Annotated in this window: 26 protein-coding genes; 12 read left to right on the top strand and 14 right to left on the bottom strand. The window is 59.1% G+C overall.

Going from position 1 to position 22,857, the window contains the following annotated elements:
* The 3 genes from LJE63_00130 to LJE63_00120 form a co-directional block, all read right to left on the bottom strand.
* Positions 1 to 304: UTP--glucose-1-phosphate uridylyltransferase (locus LJE63_00130; protein ID MCG6904997.1), on the bottom strand; the 304-nt coding region annotated here is incomplete at its 3' end.
* Positions 305 to 346: 42 nt separating this feature from the next.
* Entirely contained in the window at positions 347 to 1,408 is a 1,062-nt protein-coding gene (locus LJE63_00125) for a branched-chain amino acid aminotransferase (GenBank protein ID MCG6904996.1), read from the bottom strand.
* 68 nt (positions 1,409 to 1,476) lie between these two features.
* Complete coding sequence (locus LJE63_00120; GenBank protein MCG6904995.1) at positions 1,477 to 1,920, bottom strand: DUF296 domain-containing protein; 444 nt, start codon at positions 1,918 to 1,920, stop codon at positions 1,477 to 1,479.
* A gap of 638 nt (positions 1,921 to 2,558) precedes the next feature.
* Here LJE63_00120 and LJE63_00115 point away from each other — a divergent pair.
* On the top strand, positions 2,559 to 3,335 hold the full coding sequence (locus LJE63_00115; GenBank protein MCG6904994.1) for a YkgJ family cysteine cluster protein: 777 nt from the start codon (positions 2,559 to 2,561) through the stop codon (positions 3,333 to 3,335).
* A gap of 143 nt (positions 3,336 to 3,478) precedes the next feature.
* Here LJE63_00115 and dapA read toward each other — a convergent pair whose 3' ends face one another.
* The gene (dapA, locus tag LJE63_00110; GenBank protein ID MCG6904993.1) at positions 3,479 to 4,513 is read right to left on the bottom strand and encodes a 4-hydroxy-tetrahydrodipicolinate synthase; all 1,035 of its coding nucleotides are present in this window, start codon (positions 4,511 to 4,513) and stop codon (positions 3,479 to 3,481) included.
* A 223-nt stretch (positions 4,514 to 4,736) separates the two neighbouring features.
* Here dapA and LJE63_00105 point away from each other — a divergent pair, with 223 nt between their 5' ends.
* From LJE63_00105 to LJE63_00080, 6 genes are all read left to right on the top strand, one after another.
* Positions 4,737 to 5,366: a tetratricopeptide repeat protein gene (locus tag LJE63_00105; protein MCG6904992.1), complete on the top strand. Its 630-nt coding sequence runs from the start codon at positions 4,737 to 4,739 to the stop codon at positions 5,364 to 5,366.
* A 160-nt stretch (positions 5,367 to 5,526) separates the two neighbouring features.
* Positions 5,527 to 6,633 (top strand): hypothetical protein, encoded by a 1,107-nt coding sequence (locus tag LJE63_00100; protein MCG6904991.1) that lies wholly within the window; start codon positions 5,527 to 5,529, stop codon positions 6,631 to 6,633.
* Between the two features lie 284 nt (positions 6,634 to 6,917).
* Positions 6,918 to 8,231, top strand: coding sequence for a dissimilatory-type sulfite reductase subunit alpha (dsrA, locus tag LJE63_00095; protein MCG6904990.1), 1,314 nt, complete (start codon positions 6,918 to 6,920; stop codon positions 8,229 to 8,231).
* Between the two features lie 18 nt (positions 8,232 to 8,249).
* The gene (gene dsrB / locus LJE63_00090; GenBank protein MCG6904989.1) at positions 8,250 to 9,398 is read left to right on the top strand and encodes a dissimilatory-type sulfite reductase subunit beta; all 1,149 of its coding nucleotides are present in this window, start codon (positions 8,250 to 8,252) and stop codon (positions 9,396 to 9,398) included.
* Positions 9,399 to 9,463: 65 nt separating this feature from the next.
* A complete protein-coding gene (locus LJE63_00085) occupies positions 9,464 to 9,703 on the top strand; it encodes a dissimilatory sulfite reductase D family protein (GenBank protein ID MCG6904988.1) in 240 nt (79 codons plus the stop codon).
* 41 nt (positions 9,704 to 9,744) lie between these two features.
* Positions 9,745 to 11,235, top strand: coding sequence for a cobyrinate a,c-diamide synthase (locus tag LJE63_00080; protein MCG6904987.1), 1,491 nt, complete (start codon positions 9,745 to 9,747; stop codon positions 11,233 to 11,235).
* 62 nt (positions 11,236 to 11,297) lie between these two features.
* Here LJE63_00080 and LJE63_00075 read toward each other — a convergent pair whose 3' ends face one another.
* The 8 genes from LJE63_00075 to LJE63_00040 all read right to left on the bottom strand — a co-directional run bounded on the left by LJE63_00075 (position 11,298) and on the right by LJE63_00040 (position 17,476).
* A complete protein-coding gene (locus tag LJE63_00075; protein MCG6904986.1) occupies positions 11,298 to 11,780 on the bottom strand; it encodes a cytochrome c family protein in 483 nt (160 codons plus the stop codon).
* A gap of 147 nt (positions 11,781 to 11,927) precedes the next feature.
* Entirely contained in the window at positions 11,928 to 12,692 is a 765-nt protein-coding gene (gene tatC / locus LJE63_00070; GenBank protein ID MCG6904985.1) for a twin-arginine translocase subunit TatC, read from the bottom strand.
* Positions 12,685 to 13,038, bottom strand: a complete 354-nt coding sequence (gene tatA, locus LJE63_00065) for a twin-arginine translocase TatA/TatE family subunit (GenBank protein MCG6904984.1) — start codon at positions 13,036 to 13,038, stop codon at positions 12,685 to 12,687. Before tatA ends, tatC begins: the two co-directional genes overlap by 8 nt.
* 156 nt (positions 13,039 to 13,194) lie before the next feature.
* The gene (locus LJE63_00060) at positions 13,195 to 14,430 is read right to left on the bottom strand and encodes an MltA domain-containing protein (protein MCG6904983.1); all 1,236 of its coding nucleotides are present in this window, start codon (positions 14,428 to 14,430) and stop codon (positions 13,195 to 13,197) included.
* Positions 14,427 to 15,956: a DNA recombination protein RmuC gene (gene rmuC, locus LJE63_00055; GenBank protein ID MCG6904982.1), complete on the bottom strand. Its 1,530-nt coding sequence runs from the start codon at positions 15,954 to 15,956 to the stop codon at positions 14,427 to 14,429. Before rmuC ends, LJE63_00060 begins: the two co-directional genes overlap by 4 nt.
* Entirely contained in the window at positions 15,943 to 16,428 is a 486-nt protein-coding gene (moaC, locus tag LJE63_00050) for a cyclic pyranopterin monophosphate synthase MoaC (protein MCG6904981.1), read from the bottom strand. Before moaC ends, rmuC begins: the two co-directional genes overlap by 14 nt.
* 34 nt (positions 16,429 to 16,462) lie before the next feature.
* Positions 16,463 to 16,822, bottom strand: a complete 360-nt coding sequence (locus LJE63_00045; protein ID MCG6904980.1) for a molybdenum cofactor biosynthesis protein MoaE — start codon at positions 16,820 to 16,822, stop codon at positions 16,463 to 16,465.
* A gap of 42 nt (positions 16,823 to 16,864) precedes the next feature.
* Positions 16,865 to 17,476 carry a molybdenum cofactor guanylyltransferase gene (locus tag LJE63_00040; GenBank protein ID MCG6904979.1) on the bottom strand — a complete coding sequence of 204 codons (612 nt, stop codon included), beginning with the start codon at positions 17,474 to 17,476 and terminating at the stop codon, positions 16,865 to 16,867.
* A 348-nt stretch (positions 17,477 to 17,824) separates the two neighbouring features.
* Between LJE63_00040 and LJE63_00035 the strand changes: the two genes are divergently transcribed.
* A complete protein-coding gene (locus LJE63_00035; protein MCG6904978.1) occupies positions 17,825 to 18,331 on the top strand; it encodes a molybdenum cofactor biosynthesis protein MoaB in 507 nt (168 codons plus the stop codon).
* A gap of 108 nt (positions 18,332 to 18,439) precedes the next feature.
* On the opposite strand, the gene LJE63_00030 is transcribed toward LJE63_00035, so the two are convergent.
* Positions 18,440 to 18,676: a hypothetical protein gene (locus LJE63_00030; protein MCG6904977.1), complete on the bottom strand. Its 237-nt coding sequence runs from the start codon at positions 18,674 to 18,676 to the stop codon at positions 18,440 to 18,442.
* A 388-nt stretch (positions 18,677 to 19,064) separates the two neighbouring features.
* Between LJE63_00030 and LJE63_00025 the strand changes: the two genes are divergently transcribed.
* The 4 genes from LJE63_00025 to prmA all read left to right on the top strand — a co-directional run bounded on the left by LJE63_00025 (position 19,065) and on the right by prmA (position 22,064).
* Positions 19,065 to 20,390: a radical SAM protein gene (locus LJE63_00025; GenBank protein MCG6904976.1), complete on the top strand. Its 1,326-nt coding sequence runs from the start codon at positions 19,065 to 19,067 to the stop codon at positions 20,388 to 20,390.
* A gap of 78 nt (positions 20,391 to 20,468) precedes the next feature.
* The gene (locus tag LJE63_00020) at positions 20,469 to 20,756 is read left to right on the top strand and encodes a hypothetical protein (protein MCG6904975.1); all 288 of its coding nucleotides are present in this window, start codon (positions 20,469 to 20,471) and stop codon (positions 20,754 to 20,756) included.
* A 108-nt stretch (positions 20,757 to 20,864) separates the two neighbouring features.
* Positions 20,865 to 21,062: a hypothetical protein gene (locus LJE63_00015; GenBank protein ID MCG6904974.1), complete on the top strand. Its 198-nt coding sequence runs from the start codon at positions 20,865 to 20,867 to the stop codon at positions 21,060 to 21,062.
* Between the two features lie 78 nt (positions 21,063 to 21,140).
* Complete coding sequence (gene prmA, locus LJE63_00010; GenBank protein MCG6904973.1) at positions 21,141 to 22,064, top strand: 50S ribosomal protein L11 methyltransferase; 924 nt, start codon at positions 21,141 to 21,143, stop codon at positions 22,062 to 22,064.
* Between the two features lie 67 nt (positions 22,065 to 22,131).
* Here the strand turns inward: prmA and LJE63_00005 are convergent.
* The coding region (locus LJE63_00005; protein MCG6904972.1) for a divergent polysaccharide deacetylase family protein at positions 22,132 to 22,857 on the bottom strand (726 nt) is incomplete at its 5' end.

Here is a 22,857-nt window from a genome sequence, read left to right as displayed (position 1 = left end):
TACCGTTTTTGACCTGCAGCAGGGATTTGGGACCGGTCAGTCCCATGCTGGTGCCAAGCCCGCCGTTAAGCACAACCCGGACAGTGTGGGGGAGTTTTTTTTGGCCTTTTGGCGCATATTCTGTCACCGATTCGGCGTTGGGAATTTCTCCGTCCTCAATCACTTTCAGGTCACGGTCATACAAAAGCCCTTGCTGGCCTGAGACAATCTGGCGGTAGTAAGCCGAAAAGGTTTCAATGACGAAGGAGTGAATTCCTTCATCCGTCATTTTTTGAATAAATGACGGGAGGTGGGCCATGGTCATGTTTTGCTCCGTTTCCATGGAAACCATCCGGATCCTTGGGGATCAAAGCGTTTCAATCCAATCGGCGGGCGCCTCGGCGCGACCGTATTGGATATCGGTTATGGCCTTGAAAAAACGCTTTGCCATGGGACCGACCTCGCCCTTGCCGATGGTAACAATCTTTTCATCATATTTGATTTCACCCACAGGCGAAATGACCGCCGCCGTACCCGAGCCGAAAACCTCTTCCAACGTCCCTTTTTGGTGGGCTTCCATCACCTCGTCGATGGAAATCTTGCGCTCGCAAACCGGCACACCCCACATCTTGGCCAAGTTGATGACCGAGTCGCGGGTTATTCCCGGAAGAATACTGCCGTTGAGCAGCGGCGTGATCACCTCGCCATCGATGACAAAGAAGATATTCATCGAGCCGACTTCCTCCACGTATCGTTGCTCGACGCCATCCAGCCAGAGCACTTGGGTGTAGCCATGGCGGTGGGCTTCCTCAGCGGCGAAGAGACTGGCCGCATAATTGCCTGAGGTTTTGGCTTCTCCCAGTCCGCCCCGAACGGCGCGAACGTGATCGCGTGTCACCCAAATTTTAACCGGATTGAAGCCCTCTGCATAGTAAGCGCCCACGGGCGAGAGGATGATGAAAAAGCGGTAGGTGTGAGAAGCCCTCACCCCCAGAAAGGGGTCCATGGCGATAATCGTCGGGCGAATGTACAGGGAGGTTTCCGGCGCCCGAGGGACCCATTCCTTTTCGATCGCGACCAACTGCTTCAGGGCTTCAAAGGCCAGCGCTGAATCGAACTCCGGGATGCACAAGGCCCGGCAGGAGCGGTTCATGCGTTTAAAATTGTCTCTGGGTCGGAAAAACTGGATCTTGCCCCCGTCGGTGCGAAAAGCCTTCAACCCCTCAAAGACCTCCTGACCATAGTGCAGTACCATTGTGGCCGGGTCCATCTGAATGGGGCCATAGGGCTCGATGCGCGGGTTGTGCCAGCCCTTTTCGGGTGAATAATCCATGTTGAACATGTGATCCGTAAACAGTGTGCCGAACCCCAGATTGTGATCATCCGGCCGGGGCTTTAAATTTTTGGACAAGGTGGACGGGATCTTCATTTCAGCCTCCAGGAAAATAGATGTTTAAATGGGCGATTAGCGTTTTCCCCGCTGGAGGGAGAGCCTTCTCAGAGGGGCATGCTCAGGAGCATCAATCCGGTTTCTTGATCGTAGGATCTTGTCAGGGGATCGCCGATCAGTTCTTGTAGATCAAGTTCTCCACCAAAGACAAGGGTTTCGGAAAAAATCCGTCCACCGATGATCTTTCCCTTTTCATTTCCCAGAACAGCGTGGGCTCTGACGATGGGGTTGCCATCTTCCAGGGACACATTTCCCGTGCAGGCTGCGAGTTCAAAGGGTTCTGTTTCCTTGATGGTCACGTAAACCTGCTGGGATTGATCGAAAACACCGAGGGTGCAAGAGGATACCGAACCGATGACGGAAAACGAGGCCGTCTGAATGGCCGCGCGCTGGCAAAAAATTTCGATACAGCGGTTTAAATCCCCGCCACGCGGCAATCGCCCAAGAAAGCGGCGTCCCAAGCTGAATTGGCGGCAAGCATCCGGTATCATAGTCAAAAATTTGGGGATGGCCAGGTGTTCAAGGCGACCGACTTGAAATCAACCCACGCGGGGATGGCGTCACCCAGGCGATATCGCCCGGCTCAACTGTTCCGTAAAAGTCCAGCCCCTGCCTTCGGCTGCATCCTCGAATTGCTGCAGGGTAGACAAGCAGGCCTCACTTCTTCATCAAAAATTGACGGTTCCGCAAAAAGTCCACTTTCTGCGTTGCGCTGCATCTCGAAGTCGCTGCGGCGTACATAAGTACGCCTCACGCCGCTGAGATTTACGCGCCGTAAATTGAACTTTTTTCGAAACCGTCTGGCTTTTGACTTTTTACCGGTTCATCAAAATTCACACCAGTTTGGCGCTGAAAATGTCAGCAAAGGGAAAGCGCTCCGAAATTTGCCTTTAAGGGCTTCTTTTACGAACAGATTCAAAACATTAGTCAAAAGAACGAGCCTGATATGTTTAAATTTTAGAGGCGACAAAGTCAAGGGCTTTCTATTTTTTCGAAGAAACCCGGCATTCTGGGAGCGGCCGTTTTAGAAACCCGCCTTATGGATTTTCGAACCCAACCGGGCATAATTGACAAGTGTGCCCGGCTTTTGTATAAAAGCGCCCACTCTTTGAAGAAAGGAAAATCTTCCATGGAAAAAGCCGATAAGGTGGCCAAAATCGAACCTGTTCAGCTGGGGTTGAAAAGCAGGTTCAAATTCAAGTGCCACCCAAAGGTTAAATGCTTCACCCATTGCTGTCGGGGCATCAACATTATTCTGACGCCCTACGACATTATTCGCTTGAAAAACCGCCTGGGCGTCAGCTCGGAGCAGTTTCTGGCCATTTACACCACCCCCCAGATTCTGGAGAAAACGGATTTGGCGGTGGTGACGCTGAAGTTGATGGATGACGACCAGCAGTCCTGCCCCTTTGTTCGTGACGATGGCTGCCTGGTTTATTCCGACCGCCCCACCACCTGCCGCTATTACCCTTTAGGGGTAGCCACCCTGAGCCACAAGGAGGCCACCGCAGAGGAGGGGTTTTTCTTCTTTGTCAACGAACCCCACTGCCTGGGATTTGAAGAGGATCAGGAATGGGACATAGCCCAATGGCGCCGGGATCAGGGGGTTGATCGCCACGATGAGATCAACGCCGAATGGACGGAGCTTCTCGTGCGCAAGCGCTCATTCCCCGCTAACATAAAAATTACGGAGCAGGGCAAGCGCATGTTTTTCATGGCGAGCTACAATATCGACACCTTTCGTCAATTTATCTTTGAAAGTTCTTTCCTGAAGCGCTACGAAATCGACCCCCCGACCATAGCACAAATCAAGAGCGATGAAATCGCGCTGCTGAAATTCGGTATGCGTTGGCTGAAATGGCTCCTGTTCAAGGAGGGGTCGTTTAAGCTGAGAAGCCCGTCCTGAGTCGGCGGGGGTGGCTCGGCAGCCGGCCAGATTCGCCGATCGCCGGGTGATTTTGAAATACTACGGGGCGCCTTCCCGGACCCAGGGGAATACGCCCCGCTGCATTCAAGAACCCGCCTGGAGCGACCGGGCGGGCTTTAGGCCTAATAGGTCTCGTAGCTGAGGCCCATTCTGAAATTAAGGGAATTCAAGCGCGCCTCCACGTCGACCCCGAAAAAGTCGGCCACCGGCTGAAACACCCGCGGGTCAGCCGCGAATACCTTCCTGGCTGCCCCGAGAACCGTTTCAAGGCCGTTGGCGGTCATTTTGCCCAACGGTTGTCGGCAGCTGCCGGCGGGCATTCCCAGCACCGCCATGAGGGTTTTGAGCGCCAGGGGGTTTCTGGCGCGGCAGACCACCTCCCCAAAGGGGGTTTTCTCGGTAGTCTTGACGGTTACCAGATTGAAAAGCGGTTCCAGCAGGCGCATCCGCTTTTCGGCCTGGGTCTTGTCTCCGTTCAGCAGAAGCCCTACCATTTCGCTCACCGCCGCCGGAGCGACGTTGCTGATCACGGAAATAACGCCCGCCGCCAGGATCAGCGGATCGGTCATCACCGTGTAGGTGAGGGCGTCGTCGCCGGAGAGGATCGTGAAATCACGGCCGCAAACCGAACGGGTCCGGCGCATGTTTTCAAGGCTTCCGGTGGCCTCCTTGACCGTCCGGACATTTTTGAACTTCTGCGACAGCAGCCCCAGGTCCTCCGGCAGCAGTTGGGCACCGGTGCGGCCCGGAATGACGTAGGGAATGACGTCAACGCCGGGAAATGCCGCGGCGATGGGGCCGATATACTCGCGCCGGATTTCCAGGGAGCTGGGGCCGTTGTAATAGGGGTCCACCAAAAGGACGGCGTCGGCACCGGTTTCCACCGCGTGGCGGGTTGCGGCCAGCGCCTCTTGGGTATTGTTGCTGCCGGTGCCGGCAATGGCGAGACATTTGCCTTGGGTTTTTTCCACCACATGGGCTGTCACCCGGTGGTGTTCATCCCAGGCAAGCGAAGGGCTTTCGCCGGTGGTGCCAACCGCCAGTATACCGGTGACCCCGTTTGCGATCTGAAAATCGACCAGTTTTTCCAGACCCGCGTAATCAACCTGGCCGTCCAGAAAAGGGGTCACGATTGCAGTGTAGCATCCTGGTTTCATCTCGATTCCTCGTTGCGCCCGGCTTTCACGGCGCCACCCAAAGGCTGCGATTCTGTTTAAGTAAGTTTTTAAAAAAAATAAGAAAAATTAAAAGTTTTTGTCAAGAAAAAAAGTCATCACCGGCAAGCGATCATTTGGCGAACCCGCGATTTTGATTTTTATTGACAAGCTTTTTATTTCATACTAGCCTCAAAACCACATGCAGGTTATGAAAGGAATGGTTATGGAAGTTGAGAAACCCAAGAACGTCAACGATTATATTTCCCAGCAGCGCGCCGCGATCGCCGCCAATCCCGATTGCGGCACCTCCCACTATAATCTGGCAGTCGGCTTGCTGGGGCAGAAACAATACGCTGAAGCCGAACAGGCGCTTTTCAAGGCGATCGAATGCAGCCCCTCCCTGGCCGAGGCCTACGTCCTGCTGGGTGGCATCCGTCTGAAGGACGGAGATCTGGACGGGTGTCTGGATTTCAATCAGAAAGCCGTCAAAGCGCGTCCGGGCTTCTCCGAAGGCTACGGCAACATCGGTTTTGTTCAACTCCAAAAGGGCAATGTCGACAAGGCAATTCAAGCACTCGAGCGTGCGACGGCATTCAATTTCCGCTTTTTGCAGGCCTTTACCACCCTTGCCAGCGCCTATCTGATGAAGGGCCTCGTGGACCAAAGCATCGAGGCCGGGCTGAAGGCCATCAAGCTGGAGCCCAATTTCCCCGTCGCCCACAACAATCTGGCAATCGCTTATCTTCAGAAGGGGTCGTTTGATCTGGCCAAGCAGCATTGCGACAAGGCGATTGAACTCGGCTATCAGGTGGCGCCCGAAATCATCAAGGATATTGCCGAAAAATGCCAGTAAAGCGGCAGGTTGCGAGCCAAACCGGCTCCCATCTGAGCGGCCGAGGTTCGACCCCGCTGCGGGGGGGAGCTGGCCGTCCGCTCCACCCCGTGCGGCCGTGAGCCCACGGTTTCGTTTTTATCTCAGCGGCCGGCGCTCCTCTCTGGGTCAAACGGACAGCATGTGGCGTACGCCGCTGCCCCAGAGCCGCTTTACCCGATCCCAGGGCACCGGTGCCCCAGTGGATCCGGAGGCGACCTACGGGGCCTACTTCCAGGCCGTCACCGATTTTCTCTCCCGGCGCGGTTTCCAGCGGTTGCGGGCGGCGGTGGGATTGCGTCGGCAACGGTCCCCGGAGTGCCTGGATTTCTCTGAAATTCTGGTTTTCCTGGAAAAACACGGCGCCTTCTACCACCCCGCCCGGATCGAGGTGATCGGGGCGGATTTCAAGGAATCCTTCGTGCTGAACGTCGCGGTGTCCCCTGCCGGCAATGCTGCGATCCAGGGGGAATTTGCGCTGCTGGAGGAGTTGAACCGTTTTTTGCCGGATGGCTACCTGCCGCAGGTTTACGGCTTCGGGGAGGGTGGCGGCCCGGGGGCAAGACGCTGGCTGCTGTTTCTGGGAGAATGGTTCACGGACTTCAGTGAATTTCACCTGACCCGTCACCCCGCCGACGGGGGACTCGGGATCCTGGTCTGGGACGCCCGCAACGGTGTTTTTTTCCTCTCCCAAGCGCAGACCCGTCGGCTCTATCGTCAGGTCGCGCTGATTCTGACCGCATATTTCGATCTGTCAAGCTCCCGCGATATCTTTCCCTGGCATCACGCCGCCGGTGATTTTGTTGTCCAATGCCAAAACGGCGGCGTGGCGCTGAGGCTCATCACCGCCCGCCAGTTTTCGCCGATCGTAAGCCGGCCGCAAGTCGCGGCCGAATCGCTGGCGGAAGTCCTGTTTTTTTTTCTGGCGAGGCTCTCCATTCAAACCCGGCTGGACCGCCTGGAAGGGGTGGGAAACCTGGTCTGGTCCGATGATCTCGCGGTCGCTGAAACCCTGAAAGGGGTTTTAATGGGGCTGAAAAAAAAACACCCGCTGCTTCCCACCCGTTTCCTGGACTACTTGGGGGCCTTTTCCCGGGAAGAGATCGAAGATTTTTTCAAGGCGGTCCTTGAAACCCTGGACCACCGGACGCCGGAGTTTTCCCTTGTCAGCAAGCACCTGGAGGACCATTCGCGGCTCATCTTTGACGAGTTGCAGCGGCTTGCCTGTGAACCGGCAGACACTACATGAAGGAAATTTTCAGAAGGCGCCAACAATATGCTGGGTCAACATCGCCAGGGGGTGGACCGCGGGGCTTAAGCGCGTGAATCAAAGCCTTTTTTATTGACAACTCAGCTAATAAATTCTATATCAAAACCTTTAAAAATCAATAATCGCATGCCTGAGATACAACGTAACCCCCTTATAAAAAAACGACTTTTTTTCATGAGAGGAGGTGACCCGAAACCCTTGGAGGAGGCGATTCGTTTTTGGTTGGTCAGAGGTTAAAACTCAACGAAATGGAGGAAATTAAGATGGCAAAACACCCCACTCCTATGCTGGACGAGCTTGAAAGCGGTCCATGGCCAAGCTTTGTGTCCGACTTAAAGCAGGAGGCCGAAAAAAGAGCCAAAAATCCCGACAAAGTTGATTTTCAGATTCCCGTCGATGCCGTTGATGACCTCTTGGGCGTACTGGAATTGTCCTACAAGCACGGAAGAACCCACTGGAAGCACGGCGGTATCGTGGGGGTTTTCGGATACGGCGGCGGTGTCATCGGCCGTTACTGCGACCAACCGGCCCTGTTCCCCGGTGTCGCGCATTTCCACACAATGCGGGTCGCCCAGCCGGCCGGTAAGTTTTACACCACCGAATATCTCCGCCAAATATGCGATCTCTGGGACCTTCGCGGCAGTGGCATCACCAACATGCACGGCTCCACCGGGGACATCATCTTCCTGGGCACCACCACCCCCCAGCTTGAGGAAGTCTTCTTCGAGCTGACCCACAACCTCAACCAGGACCTCGGCGGCTCCGGCTCCAACCTGCGAACCCCTGCGGATTGCATCGGCAAGGCCCGTTGCGAGTACGCCTGCTACGACACCCAGGACCTGTGCCATCACCTCACCCTGGAATACCAGGATGAGCTGCATCGCCCGGCTTTCCCCTATAAATTCAAGTTCAAGTTTGACGGCTGCCCCAACTGCTGCGTGGCCTCCATCGCCCGCGCCGACATGTCCTTCATCGGGACCTGGAAGGATGACATCCGCATCGATCAGGAAGCGGTTCAGGCATACATCGGCGGTGAAATCCCCTCAAACGGCGGCGCCCACTCCGGCCGTGACTGGGGCCCGTTCGACATCCAGAAGGAAGTCATCGACCTTTGCCCCACTAAGTGCATGTGGATGGAAGACGGCAAACTCAAGATCGACAACCGCGAATGCACCCGCTGCATGCACTGCATTAACGTCATGCCCAGAGCGCTGAGAATCGGCAAAGACACCGGACTCTCGATTCTGGTGGGTGCCAAGGCCCCGATCCTCGACGGCGCCCAGATGGGCTCCCTGCTGGTCCCGTTCATCAAGGCCGAAGACCCCTATGACGAAATCAAAGAGGTGATTGAAGCGATCTGGGATTGGTGGATGGAAGAGGGCAAAAACCGTGAGCGCTTGGGTGAATTGATCAAGCGCCAGGGCTTCCAGAAACTGCTGGAAGTCACCGGAATCGATCCTGTTCCGCAGCACGTTCAGGAGCCGCGCACCAACCCGTACATCTTCTGGAAGGAAGAAGAGGTGGAAGGCGGCTGGCAGCGTGACATCAACGAATTCAGAAAACACCATCTCAGATAAAAAAGGGGGGGAAACACCATGGCATTTATCTCATCAGGGTATAACCCGGACAAACCGATGGAAAACCGGATCACCGATATCGGACCGCGCAAGTACGACGAGTTCTATCCGCCGGTGATCGCCAACAACAAGGGAAAATGGTTGTATCACGAATACCTCCAGCCGGGCATCATGGTGCACGTCGCTGAATCCGGCGATGAGGTCTACACTGTGCGCTGCGGCGGCGCCCGTCTTATGAGCGTCACCCATATCCGCGAAATCTGCGAAATCGCCGACAAACACTGCGACGGCTACCTGCGCTTCACCACCCGCAACAACATCGAGTTCATGGTGGACAGCAAGGACAAGATCGAGCCCCTCAAAAAGGACCTGGAAAGCCGGAAGTTCGACGGCGGCAGCTTCAAGTTTCCCATCGGCGGCACCGGCGCCGGGATTTCCAATATCGTCCACACCCAGGGCTGGATCCACTGCCACACCCCCGCCACGGATGCCTCCGGCACCGTCAAGGCGACCATGGATGTGCTCTTCGAGGATTTCCAGCAGCACCGCATGCCGGCCCATGTACGGGTCTCCATGGCCTGCTGCCTGAACATGTGCGGCGCGGTTCACTGCTCGGACATCGCGATCCTCGGCTACCACCGCAAGCCGCCGATCCTGGACCACGAGTACCTGGACAAGATGTGCGAAATCCCGCTGGCGATCGCCGCCTGTCCCACCGCGGCCATCAAGCCCGCCAAGATCGAGCTGCCCAACGGCACCAAGGTCAACTCGGTGGCCGTAAACGAGTCCCGCTGCATGTTCTGCGGCAACTGCTACACCATGTGCCCGTCCATGCCCCTGGCCGACACCGAAGGTGACGGGATCGTGCTGATGGTGGGTGGCAAAGTCTCCAACCGCGTCAGCAACCCGAAATTCTCCAAGGTTGTCGTGGCCTTCATCCCCAACGAGATGCCGCGTTGGCCAACCATGACGGATACCATCAAAAAGATCGTCGAAACCTATGCCGCCGGCGCCAACAAATACGAGCGCCTGGGCGAGTGGGCCGAGCGGATCGGATGGGAGAGATTCTTCGAGAAGTGTGAGTTGGAGTTTACCCACCACCTGATCGATGATTTCCGTGATCCCGCCTACTATACCTGGCGCCAGACCTCGAACTTCAAGTTTTAAGCGGTAAACCCTTTCGGGGGGTGCGCTGTCGCACCCCCCGATTCCCAAAGAAAAGAGGCATCATCATGGAATACGCCGAACAGTGCGAAAAAATCGTTGAAGAACTGAAAAAGAAATCCAAAAGCAAATCAAAGTTTTATTTCAATGACCTCTCCAAAATCCTGGATCTCAAACCGCGGGAAGCCAAAAAAGTTGTCAACAAGATGGTGACCGACGGTATCCTGGAATACTGGTCCAGCGGCAGTACCTCCATGTATGGCCTTAAAGGGGCCGGCAAGCAGGCTGGGGCCGAGCACGAGGATTAACTCCCCCCCGGCGGTCTCTTGCGTGGCCCATCAAGACTTTTATGGCCTCTGAACAAATAGAATTTCCCAGAATCGTCATTTCAGCCTTGCGCGGGGGTTCGGGAAAGACCATCCTGTCCATCGGCATCATCGCAGCGCTGACCCACGGCGGAAAAACAGTTGCCCCTTTCAAAAAAGGTCCAGATTACATTGATGCGGGCTGGCTTGCCCTTGCGGCCGGCCGGCCCTGCTACAATCTGGACACCTTTTTAGCCTCCAAGGAAGACGTCCGCGCCTCATTTTTAAAACACGCCCAATCAGCCGACATCGCCGTGGTGGAGGGCAACCGCGGTCTGTTCGACGGCATTGACAGCGGCGGGGCCACCAGCACCGCGGAGTTGGCCAAACTGCTGCAGGCGCCGGTAATTCTCTGCATCGACTGCACCAAGTCCACCCGCACGATGGCGGCTGTCGTGCTGGGTTGCCAGCACTTCGACCCGGAGGTCAATATCAAGGGGGTGGTGCTCAACCGGGTGGCGGGTGCACGGCACGAACGCACCCTGCGCAGCAGCATCGAATCCCTCTGCGGGGTCCCCGTCGTGGGGGCCCTTCCCAAATTGGACCGCCAGTCTTTTCCGGAAAGACACATGGGGCTGGTGCCGACCCCGGAACACGGCTGGGCCCGGGACTCCATTGCGGCAGCCGCCCAAATCGCCCGCACCCACCTGGATTTAAAGGCCATCGAATGCCTGGCGGCCGATGGCTGCCGCCCGATCCCGAAGCACGCTTTTTCAGCTCCTCCCAACTTGCAGGAAAGCGCCGCTCCCGGGGTGAAATCGACCCCACCTGAAGACGCAGCCGTGCCGGTGCGTCCGCGCATCGGAATTATCCGGGATTCCGCCTTCCAGTTCTACTACCCCGAAAATTTAGACGCGCTGGTTTCCGAGGGGGCCGACCTGGTTTATATCAGCCCGCTGCGGGACACCCGGTTGCCGGCCTTGGACGGACTCTACATCGGGGGCGGATTTCCGGAAACCCACGTCCAGGAGCTTTCTGAAAATCGGACCTTCCGGGACTTGCTCAAAGATCTGGCGGAGGACGGCCTTCCCATTTACGCCGAGTGCGGTGGGCTGATGTATCTCGGCCGTGAGTTGGTGATGGCGGGCCGCGCCTACCCCATGGCCGGGGTGCTGCCGATCGTCTTCGGGTTTTCGGAGAAGCCCCAGGGGCACGGGTACACGATTGTCAGCGTCGAGGCCGAAAACCCCTTTTTTGCGGTGGGCACCGAACTCAGAGGGCACGAATTCCATTACTCCCACGTGCTGCAATGTGACGGGTCCGACCGGCGCACGGTTTTTCGAATGAAAAAAGGGGTGGGGGTCGTGGGGAAGCGCGACGGCATTTGCCATAAAAATGTTCTGGCCACCTACACCCATCTGCATGCCCTGGGAACCCCGGTCTGGGCCAAGGCCATGGTCAGAAACGCCCGCGCCTACCAGCGCAAAAAACAACGGGGTGCCCCGCCCCGTAAAAAGGGGGGCACCCCGCGTTGATTTTGCGCGCACTTGAGGCGTGAGTCACCCTGCCCCGCGCGCTGCTGAAGGGACCCTTGTGCTTAGCCCTGCTTGGGATGGCAGGTGGTGCAGGTCACCGGTGCGGCTTTGGTATTGTTTTTCTTGTTGAAATCCTTGTGGCAGGTGATGCAGTTTTGGTGCAAAGCCTCGGCGTGGTACTCCAGTTCGCGCTTTTCCTGCTCGGCCTTGGGCACTTTGGTTTCCCGCCACTCCTTTTTAAGCTTCCCGGGCACCGTGCCGGGTATTTTGTGGCAGGTGATGCACGTCTCGACGTTGTCCCCCTCCTTGAGGCCGGTGAGCGGTTTGCCTTGGTCATCGTGATGGCAGTCGCCGCATGCGGCCTTGTACTCCGCGACGTGTTTTTTGTGGCTGAATTCGACGATGCCCTTGGTGTGCTTCTCATAGGCTTTGTTCTGCATCGTGATTGTTTCGGGAACGGCGGTTCCGGCGTAAATCCCCGCGGCGATGAAGACTGTCGCCAGACCCACGAGCGCTGCGATAGTGAAAGCTTGTTTTTTCTTCAACACCATGACCTCCTTCTCTTAGGGTTCCCTGTATCCCGAACATCATCGGATGCGTTCACGTTAGCAAGCGCACCGGAATCTGTCAACGTCAAACCTCTTCTCCGGCCTTACGCCTTTAAGGTTCCATAAAACACTCCAGGACAGCCCTCAGTCCTTTTCGGGGGCCTCCGCCTCTTCGTTTTCGGTCGGCTTCTTCTTGGGGGCAAAGATGCGGGCGCCGATGATGCTGACCTCATAGAGCAGCATCAGCGGAAGGGCCATCATGATCTGGGTGATCACGTCCGGCGGGGTCAGGATTGCGGCGCCGGTGAAGAAAAGCAAAATCGCGTATTTTCGGTTTTTTTTGAGAAAATCAACCGAGACGATCCCCAGACGGGCCATCGCGGTCAGCACCAGCGGCATCTCAAACACCACCCCGAAGGCCAGCAGGAGCTTGGCAGAAAAGCTGAGATACTCCCGCATGGAGGGCAGGGGGCGGATGGTTTCGGTGGCAAAGCCCAAGAAAAACTGAAACCCCCAGGGGAAAACGATGAAATAGCCGAAGAGCGAACCGCCCAGAAAAAAGAGGGTCGAGAGAAAGACGATGGGCAGCAGCACCCGGCGCTCCCGCTGGTAGAGCCCAGGGGCCACGAACATCCAGAATTGGTAGAGAATAACGGGTGAGGCCAGCAGCAAGCCAGCCAAAAAAGACACCTTAAGATAGGTGAAAAAAGCTTCCGGCAGGTTGGTGAAGATCAGGGTGTCGCCGCTTTCCATGACCCTGACGAGGGGGGCGGTGAGCACCTGGAACAGCTTTTCCTTGAAGCCGTAAGCCCCCACAAAACCGATCCCTACCGCGATGAAACAGACGATCAGCCTTTTTCGCAGCTCCTCGAGATGCGCGGTAAAAGGAATTTTATCTTCCTCACGCATCTTTGGGGGCCTCTTTTGGCGTCGTTTGGGGGCCTGCCTCCCCGGGCCCGCCTGCGGCGTTGGATGGTGCCGGGGTGTCGCCCTCGGGCCGCGCGTCATGGGTCTCGACCGCCTGGGTGTTTGCCTGCTGCTTCGGGCCCGGGGCGTTCATCTCGTCGAAGGCCTGCTTGACGTCTTTCAACTCGGAATCGATTTGGATGCTTTCCTTGAGTTCGGCCGTGGCTTTTTTGAACTCCCCCATCGCCCGGCCGAGGGAGCGCGCCAGGTCCGGAAGCTTCTTGGGACCGATGACGATCAGGGCGACGGCTAAAATGAGAAGCAGTTCAGGCATGCCGATGCCAAACATGGGGTGCTCCTTGTGGCAAAAGATGAGGACGAGCTGTTTCCTTACTGACTTTAGCCCACCGTGTCAACCGAATCCGGGCGGCCGGATGCGGTGGAAAAGCGCCCGAAAACGGCGTCTTGCGCCATCCGCCGCCGGCGGCAGATGGCTTCGGGCAGCTCAAGACCGGGGCCGGTCTTGGTTCAGAACCAGAATGAAAAGGCTGCCGGGGTGTTGCAGGTGACCGGCCGAGATCTCTGCGATGGCGCCGCTTCCCCAGAAGAGGTCGGCTCGTCCGGGACCCTGAATCGCACCGCCGGTGTCCTGGTTCAGGACGAATCGGGAAAAAGGCCGCCAGTCGACAATCTGTCCGGTGCCGTCGGTCACCGGCTTCTGGCTTTGAATGAAGCACAGGGCCGCCGGTGGGAAGATGCGGCGATCCAGTGCGATGGAGCGCCCCGGGGTGAGGGGCACGTTGAGCGCGCCAAGGGGGCCGTCTTCCCCGATTCTGAAGAAAACGAAGCTGGGGTTGTGGTTCAGCACGGGTTCGATTTCTTCCGGATGCGCCCTGAGGTAGGACCGGATGCGCTGCATGGACATTTCTTCGCGCGGAATTTTGCCGGTCTCGATCAGGTGGCGTCCGATGCTGCGGTAGGGATGGCCGTTTGTGCCATTGTACTGGACGCGCAAACGGCTGCCGTCCTGGAGCGCAATTTGACCGGAGCCCTGAACTTGAAGGAAAAAAAGATCCAGGGGGTCCGCTACCCAGGCAATGGGCTTGGCGCGAGTCCCAAAAAGCGCCGGGTTGGTGATCTCGCGGCGTTCGAAATAGGGCACCAGGTGGTCGCCCAGCAGCCGGCCCGTGAGGATTTCGCCTTTGAATCGGGTCGCAAAGCGCTCCAGATCGACTGTCACCAGGTCGTCGGGGCGGCCGAGGACCGGCACCCCGCAGGCAACGCTGGGGGTGCGGCTGCCCGCGATGATCGGTTCGTAATAGCCCGTGAAGAGGACCACTTCCGCCTCCGAGGTGCCCACCGCACGGTAGACCCGGTAATGAGCGCGCACAAAATCGTTCAGTTCGGTTGGGGTGGGGGCGTTTTGCAGAAAAGCGTCGAAGTGCGCCAGAGCGCGCAGAGTCATCTCGGCCGTAAGGATCTCCGCGCCGAGTGAAAACTGGCGCTCCGGTGGCAGGCGCCGCAGGTAGGTCAGGCTGTGCCGGATGGCCTCCTCCAAAGCCTCCAGGTCGCTGTCGTCAGAAAACAGGGGAAGCTCTTCCAGGGTTAAAAGCCGCAGGGGGGGCAGGGGCGCTGTCGGCGGCGGGGGCGTTTTGGTCGCCCGCTCGCATCCCGCAAGGCACAACAGGAGTAAAAGCGGCACGCCAATGTGCAAACACAAACGGTGTCTTGGGGCTTTCATGCGGTTTTATCCGGGTCCAGTTTACGGGTCTGGCTGCTCAGGGTGTCCAGCTCGGGCAGCTGCCGGTTGTCTTTGAGATGGATGCCAAGATCGGTGAAGCGGCGGGCGGATGCAAACACCCGGCGCTCCAGAGAGCCCACCGCCTGGTTGAAGCTGCGGGTGCAGTGATCGATATCCTGCCCCAGCCGGTTGAGGTGGCCGGCAACGTGGCTCAAGCGCTCATAGAGCTCCCGTCCCAGTTCGCTGATGGCGCGGGCGTTTTCAGTGACGGTTTCCTGGCGCCAGCCGTAGGCGATCGTCTTCAGAAGTGAGATCAGGGTGGTGGGGGTCGCCAGAATGACCCCGCGCCGGGCGCCCTCCTCGATCAGCGCGGGATTTTGGCTGAGGGCGGCGGAAAAGAAATTTTCGCCGGGGATGAAGAGCACCACGAACTCGGGGGTGGGTGCAAACTGGGTCCAGTAGGCTTTTTGGGAAAGCTTGAGGATGTGGGTCTGAAACTGTTTGGCGTGGGTTTCCAAAAGCGCCTGCCGGGTTTTGTCGCTTTCGGCCTCCAGAGAATCCAAATATGCCGCCAAGGGGACCTTGGCGTCCACCACCAGCTGGCGGTTGCCGGGAAGCTTGACCAGCATGTCAGGCCGCATCAGGCCGTCGGCGCCGGCCGCGGTTTGTTGTTCAAAAAAATCGCAATGGCGCTGCATGCCGGAGAGTTCGGCCACCCGTCGCAGGGTAATTTCCCCCCACCGACCGCGAACCTGGGGTGTTTGAAGAGCCTTGACCAGCTTGCCGGTTTCGCGCTGGAGAAGCTGCTGAGTGCCGATCAGGGACCGCACCTGCTCCGAAAGCCCGCCGTAGGCTTTCTCGCGGGATCTTTCCAGGGACTGAATGTTGTGGTCAAAACGTGTCAACGAGTCCTGGATGGGGGAGACCAGCGCCACCACCGCCTGGCCTTTCAGATCGAGATCTTTGCGGGCGGTTTCCAGATGCTTGGCCAAAACGCTGTCGGCCAGGTCGATGAATGCCCGGTTGTTTTCCCGCAGGGCGCTGGCCGACAGGGCCTTGAAGGTGTCCAGGCACTGCTGACGGATATCCTCCAGGAGGCCAATTTTTTCAGCGGCTGTCGCGCGCTCCTGGGCAAGGCGTGTTTCCAGCTCGGTCTGACGGTTCTGAATGCCACTGTTCAGCCGCTGGAGCGCCTTGATCTCCTGGGTCTGGTCCTGAAGGCGCTGCTGCAAAGGGGCCAATTGTTCGATGCGCGCAAGGGCCGCACCGTTTTCCCGGCAGGCCTCCAGATGCCGCGCGCTCAGGGATTTGAGTTCCTGCTGGTGGGCGGCCAGCTCTTTCTGAAGCGCCTCGCTCTCGGTTTGTTTTTGGCGCAGCCGCTCCTTCAATGCGGCGATTTCGGCCTGGAAATCGGAAATGACGGGATTGATCCGCCGGTATACGGAAAATTTCGCCGCCAGCCAGCCGCCGATGACACCCAGCAGAATCCCGGCCGACAGCAGCAGGACAAAATCAATGGCTTCCATCACGCGTAAAATCACCGCTTTTGCCGCCTGATTTTTTGAGGACGCAGATGTCGGAGATGGTCATTTCCCGGTCGACGGCCTTGCACATGTCGTAGATCGTCAGGGCCGCCAGGGCCACGGCGGTCAGGGCCTCCATTTCCACGCCGGTGGGGCCGAGGATCCGGACGCTGGCCTCGATGCGGATTCGGCTGCCGGGTTCATCGGGAAAGAAATCGATCTGGGAGTGGGTGATATTGAGGGGGTGGCACATGGGAATCAGATCGGCGGTCTTTTTGGCGGCCATGATCCCGGCAATGCGTGCGGTTTCCAGAACATTGCCCTTTTTGAGGCCCTGCTGCCGGATCATATGAAACGTGGCGGGGGCCATCGTAACCCACCCCTGGGCCACGGCGGTCCGGTCGGTCTGCGCTTTGGCCGTCACGTCCACCATGCGGACCCGACCCTCCCGGTCGAGGTGTGTCAGGTTTTTCATCTCTGGCTCCTGGGAAAAGGCATCATGCGGTGGCCTAAACGAAAAATTCGGTTTTGCTGGTGACGCTGGATTTGATGGCGTTGAGGGTGTCGCACAGGGTTTCGATGACGTTTTCACGGATATCCCCGGCGACGACGATGAACATGACGTCATCTCCCACCGCAAGCGGTTGGTTTTCATTGATATGTACCAGAATTTCGACGATTCCCGGGCGTTTTTTTTGCGCCGCGACAACTTCCTCCAGGCGGTGGTGGTCGACGCTGACTTGCAATCCGCTGGTGCGGCGCCCGTCGCGGGAGGTGCCGCGGACAACGCCGTTGTGGCAGAGCAGCATGCCCACCCGGTCGAAGTCGGGGTGTTGTTTTACTTTTTCTATCAGCTGATCTAATCTCATCCAAGCTCCTTTGGTTCGATGCCGGCAGAGCGCCGCCAAGGATCAGGGGGCGTCGAGGCTCGCGGCGATCGTCTGGGCGCGGGCCAGATCATCCGGGGTGTTGATGTTAAAAAAAGACCGCAGTTCGGGATCCGGCTGGCGCAGCAATTTTTCGGAGAGGGTTCGTATGCGAAATTTTTTGAAAATCCCCTTGATTTGGAAATGCTGCTTTTTTAGCCGCTGGGCGATCGTCTGACAGCAGCGCTGGGAGTAAACGGCACAGAGGGGCTCAAATCCCGCCGCCGTCTGCGGCACCACCCCGTCCACCCCCGGGGAAAGCGCGTTCAAAATCAGGTGGACCATCCCGGGCAGAAGAAAGGGGGCATCGCAGGCGGCAAAAAAGGCATAGGGCCGGGTGGCGTGAAAAAGGCCGGCGTGAATCCCGGTCAAAGAACTGCGGTATGGGAAAATATCCGTGACGATGGCGGCGTCCAGATCCAGGTAGGCCCGGGGGGAGTTGGTGACGATGATGATTTCGTCAAATATGGGCCGGTAAACCGCCAGCAGGCGGTCGATGATGCGTCGGCCGCCGACATCCATGAGGGCCTTGTTCTGCCCGCAAAACCGCCGGCTGAGGCCCCCGGCCAGAATTACCCCGCTGCAGAGCGCCGTCATGCCGGGCGGTTTTTCGTTGGAACGCCCGGCCGGGATAGCGCAAGGCGACATCGTCCGCAAAAGCGCGCGACCGATCTTTTGAATGATTGTCCACGTACTAAAATAACGCGTCCATCCCTTCTGGGCTGCGGACAGCGGTGCCCGCCGTCCGCAGATTCACCTTTCCCAAAACCGCCAAGTTTTGTAGGATAGGAAAAAAGAGGGACTTAATCAAGGTCTTTTGGCAGCCCTGGCGGCGTCACGTCCCAGGTGCGGCGCACAGACGGCCTAACGGCTCCCCGGACGGTCACGCAGAAAAGTCATCCGCCCATCGTTTGACCGGAGCGGGCGTTGGTGAAAGGAAGCTTTATGGGAACCCGTCAACACAAGGCCTCTGCCCCACGCCAGATCCGACTGGGAATTATCAGCGTTTCCAGCACGCGCTCGCTGGCTGAAGACCAAAGCGGCCAGTGGATCGCCACCCGGGCCCGCAAGGAGGGGCACCAGGTGGGCTTTCACCGGGTCATTCCGGATGACGCCGCGGTGATTGCCCAGACTCTGGAAGAGGTCCTGGCGGCGTACGAACCCCAGGCCGTCTTGATCACTGGGGGAACCGGCATCAGCCAGCGTGACGTGACCATCGAAGCCATCAAGCCCCTTTTCCGCAAGGAGCTGTCGGCGTTCGGCGTGCTGTTTGCCCAGCTGAGTTTCGAGGAGATCGATTCGGCCGCGATTCTTTCCCGCGCAACCGCCGGCGTGATCGCCTCGGCCGTGGTCTTCGCCATGCCCGGCAGTCTCAGAGCCTGTCAACTGGCCTGCACCAACCTGATTTTCCCTGAACTAGGGCATCTGGTGGGCCACCTCCAGGAAGGTTGAAAAAAGCGGGCGCGTTGGCGGAATTGTTTTTTCCAGGGCACCCGAACCCGCTGCTCAAGAGGGGGCCGTGAACCGGGGTGGGGTGCAAATCAGAGGGAAAAGTGCGGGTTAACTGGATTCCAGGGGTCCGCCCATGATCAGGTTAAAGGCGCGCCGCATGCTGTTCTGGAAGAGATCCGAACCGGGGGGCTCCTGTTGCTCGGAATTGGTGAGCTGTTCATAGCATTTGCGGTACAGGGAGCTGTCGGGTAACTGCATCATCTCCCAAAACTCCCGGTCTTCACGCGCACCGAAGGAGCTGAGAATCAGGTTTTTGAATTCTTCGCGAATGTTGATTTCGGTCATCTTGCACCTTTTTGGGCCACCGCACTGGCGCTTGGTGGCGGTCCATCGGCCTTTCGCAGCGCTTGATCGTGTTAAGCGGGGGAGTGTCGCCGGCCCCGGGCGGGAACGCCCCACCCGCATGGGGTGTGTCTTGACGGGCGGGCCGTAAAAATTGCGGGCGGAGATAGCAAAAGCCCCCATCCCTTGCAAGGAATTTTTGGGGTCCATGGGGTTTCGATCAGGTCCGGCGATAGGCGCGCCGCGCCGCAACCGGGCGTCCCGAAGGGCGCTCTTGCACTCCAACCGGTTTCATTCTATTAGCCAAAACCGATTCAAGGTCAAGCCGATTTTCGAACGCCGCTGATTTTATCCCCGGCGTGAACCCAAAGGCAATCCCCAGGAAACCAAAATGGCAAAGGCCGGCGGGGGCCCGATAGCCGCGGTGGTGGCCAACGAACGCGGCGAAATATTCGATCTGGATGGCTATGGCGCTGCGGGCATGGCCGGCGGGCACCTGACGCTGCTGCAAACCGGTGACACCCGGAAACTGCCCTTCGGCAGCGAACTGATGCGGCTGCCGGACCGGCTGCCGATTGTTTACAACCGCTCGACGGGTGAGTTCGAGGCGCTGACCGAAAACCCCATGCTGCCCGGTGAAGCGGTCTTCCCGGTGGCGGCCTTCAATTCCCCCGGCTACCTCCTGACCCACGTCAGCGCCTTTCGCGAAGGGCCGCGCGCCGCCTATCTGCCCCTCTTTTCCTATGGTGCCGTCGGCTGGTGGCGGGGGGGCTTTCGCTCGGCCGTCCTTCAGGTGGACCGCGAGCCTCGCCAGGATCTGCGGCGGATGCCCCCCCGCCAGGTGGCGGCTGGCGTCCGCAAGATGCGCACGATGCTCCCCGGAAATCGTTTGCGGGCCCATCTGGAACACTGCGCCCTGGTCTACGGCTGCCCGGCCGGCAAGAATTTTTTCCTGGGGCGCTATGAAGCCCCCTTACCCGCCTCGCGCTATTGCAATGCCCGCTGCCTCGGCTGCCTCTCCCTGCAGCCCGGCGAAAACGTGCCCCAATCCCAGGACCGGATTGCCTTCACCCCCGATCCGGACGAAATTGCGGCGATTGCCCTGGCCCACATTCAACGCGTGAAGCACAGCGTGGTCAGTTTCGGGCAGGGCTGCGAGGGCGACCCGCTGCTGGCTGCAGAGGTCATCGAACCCGCGATTCGGCTGATCCGCGCCCGCACCGCGGCGGGGACCATCAACATGAACACCAACGCCAGTCGCCCGGAGGTCCTCGAAGTACTTTTCGCCGCCGGCCTGGACAGCGTCCGGGTGAGCCTCAACAGCGTCCGCAAAGCCTGCTATGAGGCCTATTTCCGACCCAGGGACTACCGCTTCGAGGATGTTCTTGCCAGCGTGGATCTGGCGAAGCGCCTGGGGAAATTCGTCTCCCTGAACTACCTGAATTGTCCCGGGGTCACCGACAGCCCTCAGGAATTCAAGGCCTTCAAGTCTTTTCTGGGCAGCCACCCGGTTGGCCTGATCCAGTGGCGCAACCTCAACTTTGATCCCCTGCGGTATTGGCGCCTCATGGCGGCGGCGGCCCCCCAGGGCACGCCCATGGGGGTGAAGGCCCTCCTGGCCGGGCTGCGCAAGCGCTTCCCCGATCTTGGCTTCGGGTATTTCAACCCCCCCAAAGAGCGTTTTCACCTGCCGCCGGCGCCGTTGGCTCTGGAATAAGCGCTGCCCCGCGGGGTTCAGCCGAAGGCCCGGGGAGCCGATAAGAAGCCCACACCCCAGTAAGCCAGGAGAATGTCCATGGAGATAGTCATCGGTGCCCCGGTTGCCGTGGGGCCGCCTCCCCGGAAAGGACCCGGTTCGGGGCCGGGGATGGTGGAGGCCAGGATCCTCAACGTCCGGCCTCCCCGGCGGCGGCTGGGAAAGCCGCCCGACGGCCAGAAAGATCGCCGCGGCGGCCAGATGAGCCAGGACCCCGCCGGGGGCCGGGTGATGGTGCTGCTGATCCCCGAGGGCTACAACCTGCCCAGGGATATCGATTGCGGTGATTATCGCATCTTTGTCCGCTTCGCCCCCCGCCGCAAATAGCCCGGCGGCCCCCATGCCGAATTTTTGCCCCGCTTTTAGGGGCGCGCGCGCCAAGTCAGCGACCTGGGTTTTTTGACAGCGCGCTTTTTTTGATGTAAAAGCCGCACCATGGAAACGGTGATACAGCTCCTCAGGGTTGTGGCCGTCCTGGGGGCCGCAGCGCTTTTGGGAAACTGGTTTTTGGCCGAGTTCAAATCAGCTCGCGCCCGCAGAAAACCATGGTACACGCCCTACCTGAGCCCCCCGGGGCTGATCATCCTTTTTTTGATTTTTTTCCTTCCCCTGCTGATCCGCCTGCTGCGCTGAGGGGCGCGCTAAGAAATAGTTCCTCAGCCCGCAGCGCATCCTCCCCGTCGATCCATCTTTTTCAGGAGGCAAGCATTCATGGACTGGGTGGCCGCACGGGTGGTTTTCGACCCCCGCTCCTCCGTTTTGGCCGCAGAGCTGATCGCGGCTGTTTTCTATGACCTGGGGGTCACGGGGGTGGTGATCGACGACCCCGCCGCCGATCCCGCCGAGGGCTGGGGTGCGGGTGCCGTGCCGCCCTGCCCGGACCATGCGGTCACCGCCTACTTTCCCCGCAACGCCGATCTGGCGTCCCGTTGCCGCGCCCTTGAGGACGGTTTGAAACGGCTGGCCCTGGCCGACGGCATCCACAGCCGGGTGGTCTATTCGGATCTGTCCGAGGAGGACTGGGCCGAGTCCTGGAAAACCTTTTTCTGGCCCCAGAAGGTGACCCCCACCATTGTCGTCAAGCCCACCTGGCGAGCCTATCAACCGAGCGCCGGTGAAACGGTGATCGAAATCGATCCTGGCATGGCCTTCGGCACCGGCACGCACCCCACCACCGTTTTGTGCCTGCGCCTTTTGGAGGCTATGATAACGCCCGGGGCCGCCATCCTGGATGTCGGCACCGGCTCCGGAATCCTGATGATCGCTGCCGCCAAGCTGGGGGCCGGCAAGCTCCGGGGCGTCGACAACGACCCGGTGGCGGTTGCCGTTGCAGAGAAAAACCTGCGGCTGAACAAACTGGCGCCCGCCGCCTACCGGGTTTCGGCCGGCGATTTGGTAAACGGCATCGCGGGGCGCTATGATCTGGTGACAGCCAATATTTTGCTGCCGGTCATACTTGAGTTGCTGGAGCGGGTGGGGGGGGTGCTGGCCCCCAATGGGGTCTTGATCTGCTCGGGGATTCTGGCCCGGAACCGGGACCAGGTGACGGCCCGCATGGCGGAAAAGGGGCTGCGGGTGGAAGCGGTTCTGACCGACCAGGACTGGATGGCGGTTGCCGCCCGGCGCCGGTCCTAAAAGAAACCCCGACCTCGCACACTCCCCCGGTCTGCTCGATCGTCTCCGGGGCGTTTCGCCCGGCCGTTCAGCCGGCGGTTTGAACCAGCTGGGAAGCGGGAACCAGTTTGACCTTTTTTTTCAGCATCGGCAATTGCTGCGCCAGCACCGTGTAGGTGGCAAGGTGGGGGTGTCCGATGCCGATGGCGCTGCCCTGCCGCTGGGCCAGGGTCACCAGCCGCTGGATCTGGCGGCGGATCTCCCCCTCCTCGGTTACATGATCGAGAAAAACGTCCCGCTGGGCGAAGGGCACCTGCAGCAGACGGGCCGACGGCCGGCACAGACTCTCGGGGGTGGTGCGGCTGTCGATGAAAAAAAGGTTGCGTTTTTTGAGGATCGAAAAAATCTGGTACATTTGGGTGGAGCGTTCCGTCATTCGGGAGCCCATGTGATTGTTGACCCCCTTGATGCCGGGTACGGCCGCCAGGTTTTTCTCCAGCTGACGGATCAGTTCATCGGGGGTCATCGAAACCAGCAGGGCGCCCCTGCCCGGCTGGATCGCGGGGTATTCCTTGGGTTCCATGGGAAGGTGCAGCATGGCCTCCACCCCTCGGGTGCGCATTTCCGCGGAAAGAACGCGTTGGAAAGGGCTGAAAGGCAGGATCGAAAACGTGATGGCGGTGTCGAGGTCCATGAATTTGGTCGCCAGGCCGTGATCGTAGCCGATATCATCGATGATCAGGGCCACCCGGGGGAGCTCGGCCGGGGGTGGAGCGGGCCTTGAGATGGGCGGCTTCGGTTTCGGGGCACGGTG

Source organism: Desulfobacteraceae bacterium, from assembly GCA_022340425.1.
GTDB lineage: Bacteria > Desulfobacterota > Desulfobacteria > Desulfobacterales > JAABRJ01 > JAABRJ01.
Note: the sequence above shows the minus strand (reverse complement) of the source record. Positions and strands in the feature narration are given on the sequence as shown.

What these genes read in the sequence shown, in the direction of transcription:
- dapA (MCG6904993.1), bottom strand. Translation starts at nt 4,513, where the DNA reads ATGAAACCAGGATGCTACACTGCAATCGTGACCCCTTTTCTGGACGGC.
- LJE63_00040 (MCG6904979.1), bottom strand. Translation starts at nt 17,476, where the DNA reads ATGACGGCGCTCTGCAGCGGGGTAATTCTGGCCGGGGGCCTCAGCCGG.
- LJE63_00115 (MCG6904994.1), top strand. Translation starts at nt 2,559, where the DNA reads ATGGAAAAAGCCGATAAGGTGGCCAAAATCGAACCTGTTCAGCTGGGG.
- LJE63_00100 (MCG6904991.1), top strand. Translation starts at nt 5,527, where the DNA reads ATGTGGCGTACGCCGCTGCCCCAGAGCCGCTTTACCCGATCCCAGGGC.
- LJE63_00035 (MCG6904978.1), top strand. Translation starts at nt 17,825, where the DNA reads ATGGGAACCCGTCAACACAAGGCCTCTGCCCCACGCCAGATCCGACTG.
- LJE63_00045 (MCG6904980.1), bottom strand. Translation starts at nt 16,822, where the DNA reads ATGAGATTAGATCAGCTGATAGAAAAAGTAAAACAACACCCCGACTTC.
- LJE63_00125 (MCG6904996.1), bottom strand. Translation starts at nt 1,408, where the DNA reads ATGAAGATCCCGTCCACCTTGTCCAAAAATTTAAAGCCCCGGCCGGAT.
- LJE63_00025 (MCG6904976.1), top strand. Translation starts at nt 19,065, where the DNA reads ATGGCAAAGGCCGGCGGGGGCCCGATAGCCGCGGTGGTGGCCAACGAA.
- tatC (MCG6904985.1), bottom strand. Translation starts at nt 12,692, where the DNA reads ATGCGTGAGGAAGATAAAATTCCTTTTACCGCGCATCTCGAGGAGCTG.
- LJE63_00060 (MCG6904983.1), bottom strand. Translation starts at nt 14,430, where the DNA reads ATGAAAGCCCCAAGACACCGTTTGTGTTTGCACATTGGCGTGCCGCTT.
- LJE63_00080 (MCG6904987.1), top strand. Translation starts at nt 9,745, where the DNA reads ATGGCCTCTGAACAAATAGAATTTCCCAGAATCGTCATTTCAGCCTTG.
- rmuC (MCG6904982.1), bottom strand. Translation starts at nt 15,956, where the DNA reads ATGGAAGCCATTGATTTTGTCCTGCTGCTGTCGGCCGGGATTCTGCTG.
- prmA (MCG6904973.1), top strand. Translation starts at nt 21,141, where the DNA reads ATGGACTGGGTGGCCGCACGGGTGGTTTTCGACCCCCGCTCCTCCGTT.
- LJE63_00015 (MCG6904974.1), top strand. Translation starts at nt 20,865, where the DNA reads ATGGAAACGGTGATACAGCTCCTCAGGGTTGTGGCCGTCCTGGGGGCC.
- dsrB (MCG6904989.1), top strand. Translation starts at nt 8,250, where the DNA reads ATGGCATTTATCTCATCAGGGTATAACCCGGACAAACCGATGGAAAAC.
- LJE63_00105 (MCG6904992.1), top strand. Translation starts at nt 4,737, where the DNA reads ATGGAAGTTGAGAAACCCAAGAACGTCAACGATTATATTTCCCAGCAG.
- LJE63_00020 (MCG6904975.1), top strand. Translation starts at nt 20,469, where the DNA reads ATGGAGATAGTCATCGGTGCCCCGGTTGCCGTGGGGCCGCCTCCCCGG.
- dsrA (MCG6904990.1), top strand. Translation starts at nt 6,918, where the DNA reads ATGGCAAAACACCCCACTCCTATGCTGGACGAGCTTGAAAGCGGTCCA.
- LJE63_00030 (MCG6904977.1), bottom strand. Translation starts at nt 18,676, where the DNA reads ATGACCGAAATCAACATTCGCGAAGAATTCAAAAACCTGATTCTCAGC.
- LJE63_00085 (MCG6904988.1), top strand. Translation starts at nt 9,464, where the DNA reads ATGGAATACGCCGAACAGTGCGAAAAAATCGTTGAAGAACTGAAAAAG.
- tatA (MCG6904984.1), bottom strand. Translation starts at nt 13,038, where the DNA reads ATGTTTGGCATCGGCATGCCTGAACTGCTTCTCATTTTAGCCGTCGCC.
- moaC (MCG6904981.1), bottom strand. Translation starts at nt 16,428, where the DNA reads ATGAAAAACCTGACACACCTCGACCGGGAGGGTCGGGTCCGCATGGTG.
- LJE63_00120 (MCG6904995.1), bottom strand. Translation starts at nt 1,920, where the DNA reads ATGATACCGGATGCTTGCCGCCAATTCAGCTTGGGACGCCGCTTTCTT.